The organism is Streptomyces taklimakanensis (assembly GCF_009709575.1).
GTDB lineage: Bacteria > Actinomycetota > Actinomycetes > Streptomycetales > Streptomycetaceae > Streptomyces > Streptomyces taklimakanensis.
The window spans coordinates 4,337,000-4,353,112 of record NZ_WIXO01000001.1 but is presented as its reverse complement, the minus strand read 5'-3'; the positions used below and the strand labels follow the sequence as shown (position 1 = coordinate 4,353,112).

Below are 16,113 nucleotides of genomic sequence, written 5' to 3'. Positions count from 1 at the left end.
CGTCGACGCTTTCCGGCAGATGGGGTGACACATGACGACGAGTTTTTGGCCGTACGGTAGTGAGGATAAGGCCGGACTGCGCCTGACCGTACAGCCGTACGCCCCCCCGTGCGCCCACCCGCGCCCCGGACGCGGACTACTCGCCGAGTCGGGCCAGGACCGGCGGGCTCGCCTCGCCCCGGAAGGTGGTGAGCGACACCACCGCGTGCCCCGGCGGCACCTTGTGGGCGAGGTCGGAGGCCGACCAGCGCTCGCGCTGCACCGTGCGCACCGTCACCGAACGGGTCGTCGCGCGCACCCCGGTGAACAGGGTCCGGACGGCACGCACGGCCCTGCGGAGCGGACCGCCGGAGAAGTCGGGGTTGTGGGTGACGTCCTCGGTCTTCACCCAGTCGCGGCCCCACGCCCGGGCGAACACCTCGCCGTCCCAGGTGCTCAGCCCCGACAGTGCCACCCGGCAGCCGACCGCGCCGACGGCGGCGGCGCGCAGCGGTTCGGGCACCTCGTCCAGGCTGCGCAGCGCCAGCACCACGCCCGCGTTCGCCGTCCGCAGCCGTTGGACGGCCCGCACCGAGGCGGGAGTGAGGGTCTGCGCGGCGTCGTCGAGCACCAGACAGGCGAAGAGCGAACGCTCGTCACGGCCCTGGACACACGTGGTGAACTGGGCGAGCAGCAACCGGGCCAGCAGACGGGACGCCTCGGCGTGCCCGCGCTCGGGCAGGTCGATCCGCACCCGCAGCGGATGCTCCAGGTCCCGCAGGGCGAAGGGCCGACCGGAGCGGAGAGCGCCGTCCCCGGGGGCGCCGGTGCGGAAGAACCCGGCGAACGCGGGCCGGTCCAGCAGCGCGACCCGGTCGGCCAACAGCGGCCCCGGATCGCCGGGACGCCCGAACTGGCGCTCGCGGGCGTCCAGTTCGCGCAGGGCGGCCCCGTCCCCGACGGCCTCGCAGGCCTGGCGCAGTGCCGCGAGGGCGACCGGCACCCCGTCCAGCAGCTCGCGCAGCTCGGGAACGGCCGGGAAGCGACCGTGCGCGGTGCGGTAGGGGCCGATGAGCTGCGCGAGGGTGGTGGCGGCGCGGCGGGTGTCGGCCTCGCCGCCCGGCCCCCCGAACGCGGCTCCCCCCGTGCCGCCCCCGAGGGCGTCGCCGACCAGCGCCTCGGCCAGTACGGCCGCGGCCTCGTCGGGGTCGTCGGTGCCGCCGTAGAGGTCGAGGTCGTGGGCGGAGTCGGGGTCGCCGAGCCTGATCACCACGTCGTAGGCCTCGTCCGGCCCGAGCCCGGCGCCCGCCGCGCCCACGGCGACCACCGCGGCCCGCCCGGCCAGCGCCTGGAGGGCCAGGGACTCCACCACCGGCCGCACCACCCTGCTGGTCTTCCCGGCCGCCGACGGGCCCACCACCAGCAGCGAGGTGCTCAGCAGGGCGGGTTCCAGGGCCAGGCAGACGCCCCGGTAGGCGTACGGGTTGCGCTCCTCGTCGGGCGCGGAGCCCAACCGCACCTGCCCGGTCAGCAGGTCGTGCCGGGCCGCCCGGACGGGCAGGTCCCGGTCGCCGGAGGGGTGGACGAAGGCCTCGGCGCCGCGGGCGAGCACGGCCTCGGTGAACGCGGGCAACCGGTCGGGCCTGGCCCGCACCGACCGCCAGACGCGGTCCAGGCGCGCGTAGTCGACGTCGTTCATCCGCCCCTGCCGGGCTTCCGCCGTCAGCCGGTCGGCGGCGGCGTGCTCGCCGACGGCCCGCAGGCCGGGCCAGAGTTCGGGGTCGGTGGGGCCGCCGGCGGGCACGGGCGCCGGACCGGCCGCTCCGGCCGGGGAGTCCTCCCGCGCGCCGCGGAGGCCGGCCAGCCGGGGGCGCGCGTGGCGCCGCCAGACCTCACCCCAACGCCCCAGCTTCCCGAAGACCCAGGACAGCAGGACGGCGACGAGCGCGTAGTAGACGTAGGCGGCGGTGACGAAGGCGCCCTCCCCCTTCCAGGAGTCGGGCGTGAACCAGTCCAGCGGCCACATCAGCGGCGGCAGGTAGCCGTTGTAGTTGAGCGACCACACCAGCAGCCCGCACAGCAGCGCCAGCGCGGCGCCGCCCAGCAACTGTCGGTCGTCGAGCCGGTCGGGGTCCTCCGGCGGTTTCGGCCGGTGTCCGTACCGCCACACGCCCGGCTCAGCCTCGGGGCGGGGGGTGCGCAGCCACTCCCCCAGGGACGGTCCGGCCGCCGGAGCCCGCCGCGGCATCGGCGGGGGCGTCGGGGGCGTCGGTGGGGGCGGCGGCACCGACGGCACCGACGGCACGGCGTTCGCGCCGCCCCACGGCGCGCCGGGGACACCCCCCGGTGCGCCGTGCGCCCCCGGCGGTCCGTACGGTCCGTGACTGCCCTGCGCCCCGTCGCCCACCATGCCCCGCTCTGCTCCTCGTCCGGCTCGCCCGGCCCACCCGGCCCGACGGGCCCGTCCGGCGGCCCACCGCCACACCGTCTCCGCTCCAATCTAGTGTCCCGGCGGGGGCGTTGGCCGTACCGCGGAACCGGCCATGTCCACCGTGGCCAACACGACACGGCCACTTCTCCGCGGCGGTGCATGTCGACACCCCGTCCGGGGACCTAGCCTGCGAGAAACCACACCCGTGGACCCTTCCCACCCCCTTCGCACCGAGGAGTCCGCCATGACCGAACTGTCCGGAGGTCCCTCCCTCCCCCAGGAGCGCCGCGTCGTCACCGCCGTCCCCGGCCCCAAGTCCCAGGAGCTGATGGCCCGCAAGCAGAGCACCGTGGCGGGGGGCGTGGGCGCGGTCATGCCCGTGTTCGCGGCCCGCGCCGGGGGCGGGGTCCTGGAGGACGTGGACGGCAACTCCTTCATCGACCTGGGCTCGGGCATCGCCGTGACCTCGGTCGGCAACAGCGATCCGGCCGTGGTGCGCCGCGCCGCCGAACAACTGGAGCGGTTCACCCACACCTGCGCGATGGTGACCCCCTACGAGGGCTACGTCGAGGTGTGCGAGGAACTGGCCAGGCTCACCCCCGGCGACCACGCCAAGAAGTCGGCGCTGTTCAACTCCGGCGCCGAGGCGGTCGAGAACGCGGTGAAGATCGCCCGTTCGCACACCGGACGCCAGGCGGTCGTCGTCTTCGACCACGGCTACCACGGCCGCACCAACCTCACCATGGCGCTGACGGCGAAGAACATGCCGTACAAGCACGGCTTCGGCCCGTTCGCGCCCGAGGTCTACCGGGTGCCGGTGGCCTACCCCTTCCGCTGGCCCACCGGACCGGACAACTGCGCCGAGGAGGCCGCGGCCCAGGCCATCGACCAGATCACCAAGCAGGTCGGAGCCGAGAACGTCGCCGCGATCGTGATCGAGCCGGTGCTGGGCGAGGGCGGCTTCATCGAGCCGGCCAAGGGCTTCCTGCCCGCGATCCGGCAGTTCGCCGCGGACAACGGGATCGTCTTCGTCGCCGACGAGATCCAGTCGGGCTTCTGCCGCACCGGCCAGTGGTTCGCCTGTGAGGACGAGGGCGTCGTCCCGGACCTGATCACCACCGCCAAGGGCATCGCGGGCGGCCTGCCGCTGGCCGCCGTCACCGGCCGCGCCGAGATCATGGACGCCGTGCACTCCGGTGGCCTCGGCGGCACCTACGGAGGCAACCCGGTGGCCTGCGCCGCCGCGCTGGGCGCCATCGAGACGATGCGCGAGCTGGACCTGAACGCGAAGGCCCGCCGCATCGAGGAGGTCATGAAGCCCCGGCTGGAGAAGGCGGCCGAACGGTACGGGGTGATCGGCGAGGTCCGCGGCCGGGGTGCGATGATCGCGATCGAGCTGGTCAAGCCCGGCACCAAGGAGCCGAACCCCGAGGCCACCGCCGCCGTCGCGAAGCACTGCCACCAGGCGGGCGTGCTGGTGCTGACCACCGGCACCTACGGCAACGTGGTCCGCTTCCTGCCCCCGCTGGTCATCGGCGAGGACCTGCTGAACGAGGGCCTGGACGTCGTCGAGGAGGCCCTCGCCGGACTGGAGTGACCCCGACGGAAGGAGCGGCGTGAAGAATGTGTGCGGGGGCCATGGCCTTGTGGTGACACGCCTGTCCCGCGCCCGCCGGCTGCCGTACGTTCTTTCTCGGAAGAACGCGGTGTCCCGTCCGCGGATGACCGTGGACGGTACCGAGTCGGCGATTCCCCTTCTCCGGCCCGGTCGTGCCCTCGCGCACACTCCTCACCGATCGGACGGCCGCCCGCCCCACACCCCCCGGGGCGCGCGGTGACCGGTCGCCACGGCGGCCCCGGAACCCTCCCCCCTGTTCCGGGGCCGCCGTTCCGCGTGACGGCGGCGCTCGCGGTGTCGACGCGCGCCCTGCTCCTCCCGGTGTTCCTGCCCCTGCTGCTCTTCGCCGCCATCGCCTGGCAGGTGCTCTCCGACGGGCCGCTGGCGGAGGCGGACGAGCGGCTCGCCCCCGTACTGCGCGCCAACGCCCCGCCCGCGACGGTCGCCGAACTCCTGGCCGACCTGGGCAACGTCGAGGTCGCGCTGCCCGTCCTGGCCGCGGCCCTGGGGTACGCGTGGCTGCGCGGGCGCCGCTGGATCCCGTCGGTGACGGCCGTCCTCGCGTCGGCCGCCGTCCCGGCGCTGGTGGTGCCGTTGAAGGCGCTGACCGACCGGCCCGGCCCGCTGGGGGGCACCGGTTACTTCCCCTCGGGGCACGCGGCGACGGCCCTGATCGCCTACGGCGCGGCCGTGCTGCTGGTGCTGCCGTACCTGCCGACGCGGGTGCGGCGACTGTCGGTGGCGGTCGCCGTCCTGGTGTGCGCCGCCGCCGGCGCGGGGCTGGTGTGGCGGGGCTACCACTGGGTGCTGGACGTGTCGGCGAGTTGGTGCCTGGGGACTCCGCTGTTGGCCGCCGTCCGCGCCGCCTGCCGCCGCCCGGGACCGGCCCGGCGCGTCGGGACCCCGGTCGGTGGGGAGCGGCAGGAGCACGGTCCCGACCGCCGGGGCGGCCGGGAGGGGAACGGCCACCGGGGCGGGAGCGCCGCGACGACCGCTCCGTAGGCGCCGGCGACGGACGCGTCCCCGCCCCCTCCCCTCCCGGCGCCCGCACGGCACCGCCCGGCCGTCGCGGACACACGTGTGTGCGCCCGTTCCCCTCACCCGCCTACCATGACCGCGCCCCCGCCCACCTGGAGGAACGAGGAACCATGTCCCACTCCGCCCCCGACGGTCTGTCCGCCTTCATCGCCGGCCTCCCCAAGGCGGAACTCCACGTCCACCACGTCGGCTCCGCCTCCCCCCGCATCGTCGCCGAGCTGGCCGCCCGGCACCCGAGCACGTCGGTGCCGGCCGACGAGGAGGCGCTCGCGGAGTTCTTCACCTTCCGTGACTTCGCCCACTTCGTCGAGGTCTACCTGTCGGTGGTGGACCTCGTGCGCGACGCCGAGGACGTCCGGCTGCTGACCTACGAGGTCGCCCGGGACATGGCCCGCCAGAACATCCGCTACGCGGAACTGACCGTCACCCCCTACAGCTCCACCCGGCGCGGCATACCGGGGCCCGCCTTCATGGAGGCGATCGAGGACGCCCGCCGGGCCGCCGAGAGGGAGCTGGGCGTCACCCTGCGCTGGTGCTTCGACATCCCCGGCGAGGCCGGTCTGGAGGCCGCCGAGGAGACCGCCCGGCTGGCCTGCGAGCTGCGCCCCGAGGGCCTGGTCTCCTTCGGGCTGGGCGGCCCGGAGGTGGGGGTGCCGCGCCCGCAGTTCAAGCCGTACTTCGACCGGGCGATCGCCGAGGGGCTGCACAGCGTCCCGCACGCCGGCGAGACCACCGGCCCGGAGACGATCCGGGACGCCCTCGACGCCCTGCGCGCCGAACGCATCGGCCACGGCACCAGCGCCCCGCGCGACCCGCGGCTGCTGGAGCACCTGGCCGAGCACCGGATCCCGCTGGAGGTCTGCCCGACCTCCAACCTGGCCACCCGGGCCGTGGCCGCGCTGGAGGAGCACCCGGTGCGGGAGATGGCCGAGGCGGGCGTACTGGTGACGATCAACAGCGACGACCCGCCGATGTTCGGCACGGACCTGTGCACCGAGTACGGGATCGCGGCCCGTCTGCTGGGCCTGGACGCGGCCGGTGTGGCGGAACTGGCGAGGAACGCCGTCCGCGTCTCCTTCGCGCCGGACGACGTCAAGAAGTCCCTGCTGGGCGAGATCGACGCCCACCTCGCCTCCTGGCCGGCCTGAGGCGGGCCGCCGGGCGCGGACCGGCGGCGGTCCGCGCCCGGCGGCGGGCCGGTCAACCGGTCACAGGGCCGTCATCACGTGCTTGACGCGGGTGTAGTCCTCCAGCCCGTAGGCGGAGAGGTCCTTGCCGTAGCCGGACTTCTTGAAGCCGCCGTGCGGCATCTCGGCGACCAGCGGGATGTGGGTGTTGATCCACACGCAGCCGAAGTCGAGCGCCTTGGACATCCGCATCGCGCGGGCGTGGTCCCTCGTCCACACCGAGGACGCCAGGGCGTACTCGACGTCGTTGGCGTGGGCCACGGCCTCGGCCTCGTCACCGAACCGCTGGACGGTGATGACGGGGCCGAAGACCTCGTTCTGGACGATCTCGTCGTCCTGCCGCAGCCCGGAGACCACGGTCGGGGCGAAGAAGTAGCCCTTGTCGCCGACCCGCTTGCCGCCCGTCTCGACCTTCGCGTGTTCGGGCAGGCGCTCGATGAAGCCGGTGACCTTCTCCAGGTGGGTGGAGCTGTTCAGCGGCCCGTAGAAGCAGTCGGGGTCGGCGACGTCACCGGTCTTCACCTCGGCGGCGGCCTTGGCCAGGGCGGCGACGAACTCGTCGTGGACCGACTCGTGGACCAGGACGCGGGTGGCGGCGGTGCAGTCCTGACCGGCGTTGAAGAAGCCGCCGTCGCGGATGCCCTCGACGGCCGCGTCGATGTCGGCGTCCTCGAAGACCACACAGGGTGCCTTGCCGCCCAGCTCCAGGTGGACGCGCTTGACGTCCTTGGCCGCGCTGCCGGCCACCTCCATGCCCGCGCGGACCGAGCCGGTGATGGAGGCCATCGCCGGGGTGCGGTGCTCGACCATCAGGCGGCCGGTCTCCCGGTCGCCGCAGACGACGTTGAAGATCCCGGCCGGCAGGCCCATCTCCTTCAGCACGCCGCCGATGATCTCGGCCAACAGGACGGTGGAGGCCGGAGTGGTGTCCGAGGGCTTGAGGACGACGGTGTTGCCGGCGGCCAGGGCCGGGGCGAACTTCCACACGGCCATCATCATCGGGTAGTTCCAGGGCGCCACCTGGGCGCACACCCCGACCGGCTCGCGCCGGACGAAGGACGTCATGCCCTCCATGTACTCGCCGGCGGACTTGCCCTCCAGCAGGCGGGCGGCGCCCGCGAAGAAACGGATCTGGTCGAGCATCATCGGCAGTTCCTCGGCCCTGGTCAGCTCCAGGGGCTTGCCGGTGTTCTCGCACTCGACCGCCAGCAGCTCGTCACCGCGCTTCTCGATCGCGTCGGCGATCTTCAGCACGACGGTCTGTCGGGTGCCGGGGGTGGCGTCGCGCCAGGCCGGGAAGGCGGCCTCGGCGGCGGCCATGGCGGCGTCGACGTCGGCGGCGGCGGACAGCGGAGCCGTCGCGTACACCTCGCCGGTCGCCGGGTTGACGACGTCGGTGGTGCGCCCGTCGGCGGCGTCCCGGAACTCCCCGTCGATGTGGTTGCGCAGCCGACGCAGTTCGGTGCCCACTTCGCGCCCTCCTGCTCTGTTGTCCGATGAATGAGACACCCACCCTAACCACCGAAGAACGTGTTGGGCACACCCGCCGGCCCGGGAATTCTTCCGCTCCGGACACCCGAATGGCGGAAATGCGTGGGAGGGGCACCCGAAGGACCATTCGGAGGAAACTGGGCGGCTCCCGCGCCCGCCACCGCTCCGGTCGCGGCCGCGGTCCGTACCGTGCCAGTGACCGATACCCCCTGGCACTCGTTCACCCGTCAGGGAGGGAGGCACGACCCCGAAGGCGAGCGGAGGTGCCCGTCGATGGTGACCGCACCCGAGGACCTGCTCTGGGCGCGCGGACTGCACTACGAGCACGAGGGATCGCCCGCGCTGCTGGACGTGTCCGTCGGGGTCCGCGAGGGCGAGATCGTTTCCGTCACCGGTCCGCGCGGCAGCGGCAAGTCCACGCTGCTGGGCTGCCTGTCCGGGCGTCTGGTGCCGGGGCGGGGAGAGGTCTGGTTCGACGGCGTTCCCGTGCACGGCCTCACGGCCTCGGCACGTGAGCGGCTGCGCCGCGGCCGCTTCGGATGGGTCGGCAGCGAACCGCACCTGTTGCCGGAGCTGACGGTGTGGGAGAACGCCGCGCTGCCGCTGTTGTTGTCGGGGACGGGGCGACGGGAGGCCCGTCGGCGCGCCGGTGAGTGGCTGGACCGGCTGGACGTCGGCGAGTTCGCCCGCAGCCGGCCGGGCGCGCTGCTCCACGCGCAGCGTCAGCGGGTGGCCATCGCCCGCGCGCTGGCGCACTCCCCGACCGTGGTCTTCGCCGACGAGCCGACGGCCCGGCTGCACCAGGGCGAACGGACGCGGGTGCTGCGCACCCTGACCACCGCGGCCCGCTCGCACCGGATCACGGTCGTACTGGCCAGCCACGACGCGAGGGTGGCGGGCGTGGCAGACCGTTCGGTGATGCTCGTGGACGGCCGCCGGGTGGGCGCCGAGGCCCCGTCGGACGCTCCGGCGACCGCCGGGAGGACGGCCGGGAAACCCGGCTCGGAAGGCAGGGCACCGTGCTCGCTCTCCACCTAGTGCGCACCTCCCGCCCCAGCGCCCTGGCACGGCGGGCGCTGGTCGCCTCCGCCGCCGGCGCCGTGGGATTCCTGTTGCTGAGCGTGCTGTCCCACGCCGTGGCGCACCCGGGGCATCCGCAGACGGCGGTGGCCCGGCTGCTGTGGTGCGCGGTGCCGCTGGCGGCCCTGGCGCACCTGGCCGTCGCCACGGTCCGCGCCGATCCGAGCGTGCGCCCCCGGGAGGGGCTGGACGCGGTGGGCGTGGGGCCGGCCCGGCTGCCGCTGCTGGCCGCCGTCACCGCGGGCCTGTACTGCGCGGTGGGCTGTGCGTTGGCATGGCCCGCCTTCGTGCACCTGCGCGGCGGTCTGGGCGGGGCGCTGGACGCCGTACCGCTGGCCGGGGCGGCCGGGGAGCTGCTGGGGGCCGGGCGTCCGCTGCCGCGCGCCGCCGCGTTGACGCTGCTGGCCGTGCCACCGTTGGTGGCGGCCGGGGCCGGCGCGCTGGCGACCCGACTGCGCTCCACCCCGTCCGACGCCCTCCCGGGCCCGTCCACCGGTCTGCCGGATCCGGCCGCCGCCCTCCCGCGCCGGACACCGCCGGTGCCCACCGGCCTGCCGTGGGGGGTGGCGGTCACCGCGGTCGGTCTGGCCGTGGAGACCTACGCCGCCGACCGGCTCGCCACGTCCACGGGCCCCGGGGTGCCGCTCCCGGGCTCCCCGCCGGACGCCCTCGGCGTCGGAGTGGTGGCCGGCTGGCTGGTGATCGGCCTGGGGCTGGTGCTGGCCGGGCCGGGACTGGTGCACCTGTGCGGGATGTTGCTGGCCGCCGGGCGACCGGGGGTACTGCGGCTGTTGGCGGGCCGGGCGCTGCGGGAGGAGGCGCCGCGCGTGGGGCATCCGCTGGGAGTGCTGTGCGCGGTGACGGCCGGGGCCCTGGGGTCGGTCCGCCTGTACGGGACGGCGCGCGGGGCCGGGGAGGCCACCGTGGGACCGCTGACGGTGCTGGGCGCGGCGGTGGTGCTGGTGTGTGCGGTGGCGGCGGCGCTGGGCTCGGCCGCGGAGTTCCGCGCCGCGCGGGCGGCCGTCACCGCCGGGCTGTGCCGGCTCGGTGTCTCCCGTCGGCTGCTGCGGGCCGCCGCGACGCTGCGGGTGGTGGCCGTGCTGGCGGTGCTGGCGCCGCCGACCTGGCTGGTCGCGGAGTTGGCCACGGCGCCGTTGACACGGTGACACCGCCCCGGTGGCGCACCGGGGCGGACGGCACGGGCCCGCGCGGTCGGTGTCGGCGCCGGTGCGCGGGAGGCCCACCCCGCCGACGGGCCGCGCCGACGGGATCGTCCCGCCGGGGCGGCCTCCGCGCTACGCCGTCTCCGACGGCAGCACCACCACGTCGTCGGCGGTGAACACGACGCGCACGGCCGCTCCCGGTTCGGGTGCCGAGCGCAGCGGGCAGGACGCCTCCAGCGCCGGTCCGCGCTCCGGCTCCAGGAGCAGCGAGATCTCCGAGAATCCGCCGCCGCGCAGGGTGCGGGCCGTCACGGTGCAGGGCAGGCCCGCACCGGACGTCCCGCCGTCCCCGGGGGCGTCCGCCTCCTCGATCCGCACCCCACCGGGCCGTACCAGCAGCGTGCACGGCCCGGCCGGCGCGTCGGCCGGTACGGGGACCGCGCCCCAGGGCGTGTCGGCCGTGCCGGGGACGGTCCCGCGCACGGTCGCCGGGACGATGTTGGTGAAGCCCAGGAAACGGGCGACGAACTCGGAGGCGGGACGCTGCCACACCTCGGCGGGGTCACCCGTCTGGACGATCCGGCCTCCCTCCATCACCACCACCCGGTCGGCGAGCGCGAAGGCCTCGCCCTGGTCGTGGGTGACGGCCAGCACAGTGGTGCCCAGCCGGCGAAAGAGCCGGCGCAACTCGACGACCAGGCGCTCGCGCAGGGACCGGTCGAGCTGTCCGAGCGGCTCGTCCAGCATCAGCAGCCCGGGACGGGGGGCGAGGGCGCGGGCGAGCGCGACGCGCTGCTGTTCCCCGCCGGAGAGGGTGGCGACGGGACGACGCCGGGTGCCGGGGAGGCCCACGAGCTCCAGCAGCTCGGCGACCCGTGCCTCCCTGTCCTCGCGCGGTTCCCCCCGCACGCGAAGACCGAAGTCGACGTTGCCGCCGACGTCACGGGTGGGGAAGAGCTGGTGGTCCTGGAACATCAGCCCCACACCGCGTCGGTGCGGCGGCACCCCACGCTGGTCGCGCCCGGCGAGCAGCACCCGTCCGGCGTCCGGTTCCGTCAGGCCCGCCACGACCCGCAGCAGGGTGGACTTGCCACTGCCCGAGGGGCCGAGCACACAGACGATCTCGTGCTCGGCGACGTCGAGATCGACCGCGTCCAGGGCGGCGAGGCCGCCGTACCGCACGGTGACGGCCCGAAGTCGCAGGGACGCCATGGCTACAGCTCTCCCGATCGGTCGGTGCGGACGCCCTCCAGCGCCAGCAGGGTGGCCGCGCACACCACCATCAGGATGGTGCTGAGCGCCATGGCCTGCCCGTAGCTGGCCTCGCCGGCCCGGCCGAGGAGGCGGGCGACGGCCACCGGCAGGGTGGGCGTGTCGGCGCGGGCGATGAAGACGGTGGCGCCGAACTCCCCCAGGGAGACGGCGAAGGCGAAACCGGCGGAGACCAGCAGCGCCCGGCGCGCCGGCGGAAAGTCGACCTCGCGCCACACGCGCGCCGGCGGGGCGCCCAGGACGGCGGCGGCCTGGCGCAGTCGGTCGTCCACGGCCCGCAGGACCGGCAGCAGGGTCCGCACCACGAACGGGACACCGACCAGGGCCTGCGCCAGCGGGACCAGGATCCACGAGGAGCGCAGGTCCAGCGGCGGCTCGTCCAGGGCGATGAGGAAGCCGAACCCGACGGTGACGGCCGAGGTGCCCAACGGCAGCATCAGCAGTGCGTCGAAACCGCGCACCAGCCGTCCGGCCCGGCCGCCGGGCCCGCGCAGGGTGAGGGCGACGGCCGCGAGACCCCCGACGGTCAGGGCGATGGCGGTGGCGGCGACGGCATAGGCCAGGGAGTTGCCGACCGCCTCCAAGGGCGCGACGGCGAAGGTCCCGCCGGAGGCGTCGGACGAGGCGAGGGCGCGGTAGAAGTCCGTGCCGTAGCCGTCGGGACCGTTGAGGGAGCGCTCCACGAGCACGGCGAGCGGCACCGCGATCAGCACGGTGATCTGCGTGAGCACCGCGGCCAACAGCGCCTTCTGCCGCGCCCCGCGCGGACGGCGGGCGGTGCGGGAGGCGTCGACCAGGGCCGGGGCGCCGCCGCGACGCCGGACACCGCGGGCGTGCAGGGCCATCAGGGCGGCGACGGCGGCGAACTGCACCAACGTCAGAACGGCGGCGGTGGGCAGGTCCAGCAGATGGGCGGTCTGCCGGTAGATCTCCACCTCCAGGGTGGCGTAGCGGGGGCCGCCGAGGACCTGGACGACACCGAAGGAGGTGAAGGTGAACAGGAAGACCATCGCCGCGGCGGCGGCCACGGACGGGGCGAGCGCCGGGAGGGTCACGGTGCGCCAGGCGGTCCAGCGGCCCGCGCCGAGCACCCGGGCGGCCTCCTCCTGGCGGGGGTCGAGTTGGGCCCACAGGCTGCCGACGACGCGGACCACCACGGCGTAGTTGAAGAAGACGTGGGCGAGCAGGATCGCGGCGGGCCCCTCGTCCAACCGCAGGCCCCACCACTGCTCGGTCAGTCCTCCCCGTCCCAGCAGACCGAGGAAGGCGGAGCCGACGACGACGGTGGGCATCACGAACGGCACGGTGACCGCCGCCCGCACCACGCGCCGACCGGGGAAGTCGTACCGGGCCAGGACGTAGGCGCCGGGCAGGGCCAGGACGACCGTGAGCACGGTGGAAGCCGCCGCCTGCCACACGGTGAACCACACCACGTGGAGGATGCCGGGCTCACCGAGCACCAGGGCGATCCGCTCCGGGTGCCACCGGCCCCCGTCGTACAGTCCGCGGGCGGTGATGGCGGCGACGGGATAGGCGAAGAACAGCGCGAGGAAGGCGGCGGGCGGGGCGATCAGGGCGAGCCGCACCGCCGCCGTCCTGCCGCGGCCGCCGGTCGCCGCGCCCCCGCCCGCTTCGGTGTCCCGCCTCACGTCTCCGCCCGGGGCTCCCGTCCTCACCTCAGGACGGTCGAGGTCCACGCCTTGATCCACGTCTCGCGGTCGGCGGCGATCCGCTCCGGCGCCAGGGTGTGCGGGTCCTCGATGGTCTCGCCGTACCGGGTGAAGACCTCGGGCAGCTCGGTGCCCTCGCGCACCGGGTGGACGAACATCTGCAACGGCAGGTGCTCCTGGAACGCCTCGCCGATCATGAAGTCCAGCAGCGCCTTGCCGCCCTCGGGGTTGCGGGCGCCGTCCAGCAGCCCGGCGAACTCGACCTGCCGGAAGCAGGTTCCGGTGGCCACCCCGGTGGGGGCCTGTTCGGGGGCCGGGTCGGCACCGAGGACCTCGGCGGGCGGGCTGGAGGCGTAGGAGACGACCAGCGGCCGGTCGCCGCCGCGGCCGCCGGCGGAGCCGGAGAAGCGGTCGTTGTAGGCCTGCTCCCAGCCGTCGACGACCTCGACGCCGTTGTCCCTCAGCCTCTCCCAGTACTCCTCCCAGTCCTCGCCGTACTCGGCGACGGTGGCCAGCAGGAAGCCCAGGCCGGGCGAGGAGGTGGCGGCGTTCTCCGTGACCAGCAGGTTCTTGTACTCGGGACGGACGAGGTCGTCCAGAGTCCTCGGCGGCTCCAGACCGCGCTCGTCGAAGTAGGAGCGGTCGTAGTTGACGCAGACGTCGCCGTAGTCGACGGGGGTGACGCGGTGTTCCTCGTCGAGCCGGTACTCGGCGGGTATCTTCTCCAGCCCCTCGGCCTCGTAGGGGGTGAAGAGGTCGGCGTCCAGGGCCCGGGAGAGGAGGGTGTTGTCGACGCCGAAGAAGACGTCGCCCTGCGGATTGCCCTTGGTGAGGATCGCCTGGTTGAGGGCCGAGCCGGCGTCGTCGCCGCCCAGCACCTCGACCGTGTGGCCGGTCTTCTCGGTGAACTCCTTCAGCACCTCGTCGGAGGGCACGAAGGAGCCGTGGGCGACGACGGTGACCTTCTTCGTGTCCCCCTTCCCGCCGCCGGACGACTCCGGACCGCCGCAGGCGGTCAGGGCGGAGAGGGTGAGCGTGCCGAGGACGGCGACGCCCAGGGCGCGCCGGAACTTCGTGACCACGGTGTGTTGACTCCCTACGCCGGTACTAACCGGATCAGGTTCGAGGGTCTGCGGCTCCCCGGAACCGGCCTCCCGGCCGGTCGGCGACACCGCACTCTCAGCGCTGTACGCGCTCCCCTGTCGGTTCGATTGTTTCGATGTTCGACACTGCGTGCGACCTGTGCGGTCACCGCCACGGTACCAGCGGCCCGCCGCGTCCTTGGGCCCCCGTCTCCCGGTACGGCTCAGCGTTCGGTGGCGGCGAGCTGTCCGCAGGCGCCGTCGATCTCCTGGCCACGGGTGTCGCGGACGGTGACGGGCACGCCGTGGGCCTCCAACGCCTCGACGAAGGCCCGCTCGTCCTCGGGCCGGGAGGCCGTCCACTTCGAGCCGGGGGTGGGGTTGAGGGGGATGAGGTTGACGTGCGCCCGCTTGCCCGCCAGCAGCCGCCCGAGGAGGTCGCCCCGCCACGCCTGGTCGTTGATGTCGCGGATCATGGCGTACTCGATGGAGACCCGGCGGCCGGACCGCTCGGCGTACTCCCAGGCGGCGTCGAGGACCTCACGGACCTTCCACCGCGTGTTGACCGGCACCAGGGTGTCGCGCAGTTCGTCGTCGGGGGCGTGCAGGGAGACCGCCAACCGGCACTTGAGTCCTTCGTCGGCCAGACGGTGGATGGCGGGCACCAGGCCGACGGTGGAGACGGTGATGCCGCGCTGGGACAGGCCCAGCCCGTCGGGCTCGGGGTCGGTGAGGCGGCGGATGGCCCCGACGACCCGCTTGTAGTTGGCCAGCGGCTCGCCCATCCCCATGAAGACGATGTTGGACAGCCTGGCCGGGCCGCCGGGCACTTCCCCGTCACGCAGTGCGCGCATGCCCTCGACGATCTGGTGGACGATCTCGGCGGTGGACAGGTTGCGGTCCAGCCCGGCCTGCCCGGTGGCGCAGAACGGACAGTTCATGCCGCATCCGGCCTGGGAACTGACACACATGGTGACCCGGTCGGGGTAGCGCATCAGCACGGACTCCACCAGCGTCCCGTCGTGCAGTCGCCACAGGGTCTTGCGGGTGGTGTCGTCGTCACAGGTGACATGCCGCACCACGGTCATCAGTTCGGGCAGCAGTTCGCCGGCCAACTTCCCGCGCGCGGCGGCGGGGATGTCGGTCCAGGCGGCGGGATCGGCGGCGTACCGGGCGAAGTAGTGCCGCGACAGCTGTTGGGCGCGGAAGGGCTTCTCGCCGATCGCCGCGACCGCCTCCCGGCGCTCGGCGGGGGTGAGGTCGGCGAGGTGCCGCGGCGGCTTGGCGGCCCCGCGCGGCGCGACGAAGGTGAGTTCTCCGGGTGCAGGCATAACTTCTCCAGTGTCGCAGATCGACTACGGCACCCCAGGCCGGAGCGGGGAGGCCGTGGTCACCCCCGGCCGCCTGCCGTCGTCGGCCACCCTCGCACGGCCCACAGACGGCCCAGGACCGGGTGTCCCTCCTGCTTCGACGGGGCTATCGTGCCGCTGTGACCGGCTCGGCGGAGCGCCCCCTCCTCTTCCTCGACATCGACGGACCGCTGATCCCGTTCGGGCCGCCGTTCCATCGCCCCCGGCAGGGCGGCTCCGCCGGCTCCGCGGGGTCTCACCGTCGGGGGAATCCACTGCTGGACCGCCTCGACCCCGCCGTCGGGCCGCGCCTGACCGCCCTGGGGTGCGACATGGTGTGGGCCTCGACATGGATGGACGACGCGAACGATGCCGTCGCCCCACGACTCGGACTGCCGGCGCTGCCTGTCCTCGGATGGCCGGACACGTTCACCGACGAGGGACCACGCGGCTTGCACTGGAAGACTCGCCACCTTGTCGAGTGGGCCGGCCACCGCCGTTTCGTCTGGGTCGATGACGAGATCGGCGAAATGGACCGACTCTGGGTTACCGCCCAGCACCGAGGACCGTCACTGCTTCACCGTGTCGACCCGAGCACAGGGCTCGCCGACGACGATTTCGACGTGCTCGCCGGTTGGCTCCACCTCACCGCGCCGACCATCTCGACAGGGGTGGATCACGAACCGCTCAGAGGCCCTTCGTGCGGCGGTGAGAGCACGTGCAGCGGCCATGCCGAATGGTGACACGACGTGA

At 74.3% G+C, this 16,113-nt stretch carries 12 protein-coding genes and 1 riboswitch; of the genes, 6 read left to right on the top strand and 6 right to left on the bottom strand.

All coding sequences use genetic code 11. The features are described from left to right. Window positions 1–136: 136 nt before the first annotated feature. Window positions 137–2,389, bottom strand: coding sequence for an ATP-binding protein (locus tag F0L17_RS19385; protein ID WP_155072051.1), 2,253 nt, complete (start codon window positions 2,387–2,389; stop codon window positions 137–139). Window positions 2,390–2,654: 265 nt separating this feature from the next. Between F0L17_RS19385 and gabT the strand changes: the two genes are divergently transcribed. The 3 genes from gabT to F0L17_RS19370 all read left to right on the top strand — a co-directional run bounded on the left by gabT (window position 2,655) and on the right by F0L17_RS19370 (window position 6,214). Beyond that, window positions 2,655–4,007, top strand: coding sequence for a 4-aminobutyrate--2-oxoglutarate transaminase (gene gabT, locus F0L17_RS19380; RefSeq protein ID WP_155072050.1), 1,353 nt, complete (start codon window positions 2,655–2,657; stop codon window positions 4,005–4,007). A 297-nt stretch (window positions 4,008–4,304) separates the two neighbouring features. Then, the gene (locus tag F0L17_RS19375) at window positions 4,305–5,030 is read left to right on the top strand and encodes a phosphatase PAP2 family protein (protein ID WP_338018142.1); all 726 of its coding nucleotides are present in this window, start codon (window positions 4,305–4,307) and stop codon (window positions 5,028–5,030) included. A 146-nt stretch (window positions 5,031–5,176) separates the two neighbouring features. Next, window positions 5,177–6,214, top strand: coding sequence for an adenosine deaminase (locus F0L17_RS19370; RefSeq protein WP_155072049.1), 1,038 nt, complete (start codon window positions 5,177–5,179; stop codon window positions 6,212–6,214). 60 nt (window positions 6,215–6,274) lie between these two features. Here F0L17_RS19370 and F0L17_RS19365 read toward each other — a convergent pair whose 3' ends face one another. Continuing rightward, window positions 6,275–7,723, bottom strand: coding sequence for an aminobutyraldehyde dehydrogenase (locus tag F0L17_RS19365; protein WP_162466435.1), 1,449 nt, complete (start codon window positions 7,721–7,723; stop codon window positions 6,275–6,277). Between the two features lie 294 nt (window positions 7,724–8,017). Between F0L17_RS19365 and F0L17_RS19360 the strand changes: the two genes are divergently transcribed. Together F0L17_RS19360 and F0L17_RS19355 are read left to right on the top strand one after the other, a co-directional pair. After that, on the top strand, window positions 8,018–8,782 hold the full coding sequence (locus F0L17_RS19360; protein WP_155072048.1) for an ABC transporter ATP-binding protein: 765 nt from the start codon (window positions 8,018–8,020) through the stop codon (window positions 8,780–8,782). Then, entirely contained in the window at window positions 8,764–9,990 is a 1,227-nt protein-coding gene (locus F0L17_RS19355; RefSeq protein ID WP_162466434.1) for a hypothetical protein, read from the top strand. Before F0L17_RS19360 ends, F0L17_RS19355 begins: the two co-directional genes overlap by 19 nt. 129 nt (window positions 9,991–10,119) lie before the next feature. Here F0L17_RS19355 and F0L17_RS19350 read toward each other — a convergent pair whose 3' ends face one another. The 4 genes from F0L17_RS19350 to rlmN form a co-directional block, all read right to left on the bottom strand. Continuing rightward, complete coding sequence (locus F0L17_RS19350) at window positions 10,120–11,199, bottom strand: ABC transporter ATP-binding protein (protein ID WP_155072047.1); 1,080 nt, start codon at window positions 11,197–11,199, stop codon at window positions 10,120–10,122. A gap of 2 nt (window positions 11,200–11,201) precedes the next feature. After that, entirely contained in the window at window positions 11,202–12,908 is a 1,707-nt protein-coding gene (locus F0L17_RS19345) for an ABC transporter permease (protein ID WP_338018141.1), read from the bottom strand. A 23-nt stretch (window positions 12,909–12,931) separates the two neighbouring features. Then, window positions 12,932–14,011, bottom strand: a complete 1,080-nt coding sequence (locus tag F0L17_RS19340; protein WP_162466432.1) for a thiamine ABC transporter substrate-binding protein — start codon at window positions 14,009–14,011, stop codon at window positions 12,932–12,934. After that, window positions 14,006–14,140, bottom strand: a riboswitch (TPP riboswitch). (Overlaps the previous gene by 6 nt.) A 95-nt stretch (window positions 14,141–14,235) precedes the next feature. Beyond that, window positions 14,236–15,342, bottom strand: coding sequence for a dual-specificity RNA methyltransferase RlmN (gene rlmN, locus F0L17_RS19335; protein WP_155072046.1), 1,107 nt, complete (start codon window positions 15,340–15,342; stop codon window positions 14,236–14,238). Window positions 15,343–15,500: 158 nt separating this feature from the next. On the opposite strand from rlmN, the gene F0L17_RS19330 reads away from it, so the two are divergent. Then, a complete protein-coding gene (locus F0L17_RS19330) occupies window positions 15,501–16,103 on the top strand; it encodes an HAD domain-containing protein (protein WP_162466431.1) in 603 nt (200 codons plus the stop codon). The last annotated feature ends 10 nt before the right edge of the window (window positions 16,104–16,113 follow it).

Coding starts and splice junctions, on each gene's coding strand:
- F0L17_RS19385 (WP_155072051.1), bottom strand. CDS start 2,389: ATGGTGGGCGACGGGGCGCAGGGCAGTCACGGACCGTACGGACCGCCG.
- gabT (WP_155072050.1), top strand. CDS start 2,655: ATGACCGAACTGTCCGGAGGTCCCTCCCTCCCCCAGGAGCGCCGCGTC.
- F0L17_RS19370 (WP_155072049.1), top strand. CDS start 5,177: ATGTCCCACTCCGCCCCCGACGGTCTGTCCGCCTTCATCGCCGGCCTC.
- F0L17_RS19360 (WP_155072048.1), top strand. CDS start 8,018: ATGGTGACCGCACCCGAGGACCTGCTCTGGGCGCGCGGACTGCACTAC.
- F0L17_RS19350 (WP_155072047.1), bottom strand. CDS start 11,199: ATGGCGTCCCTGCGACTTCGGGCCGTCACCGTGCGGTACGGCGGCCTC.
- rlmN (WP_155072046.1), bottom strand. CDS start 15,342: ATGCCTGCACCCGGAGAACTCACCTTCGTCGCGCCGCGCGGGGCCGCC.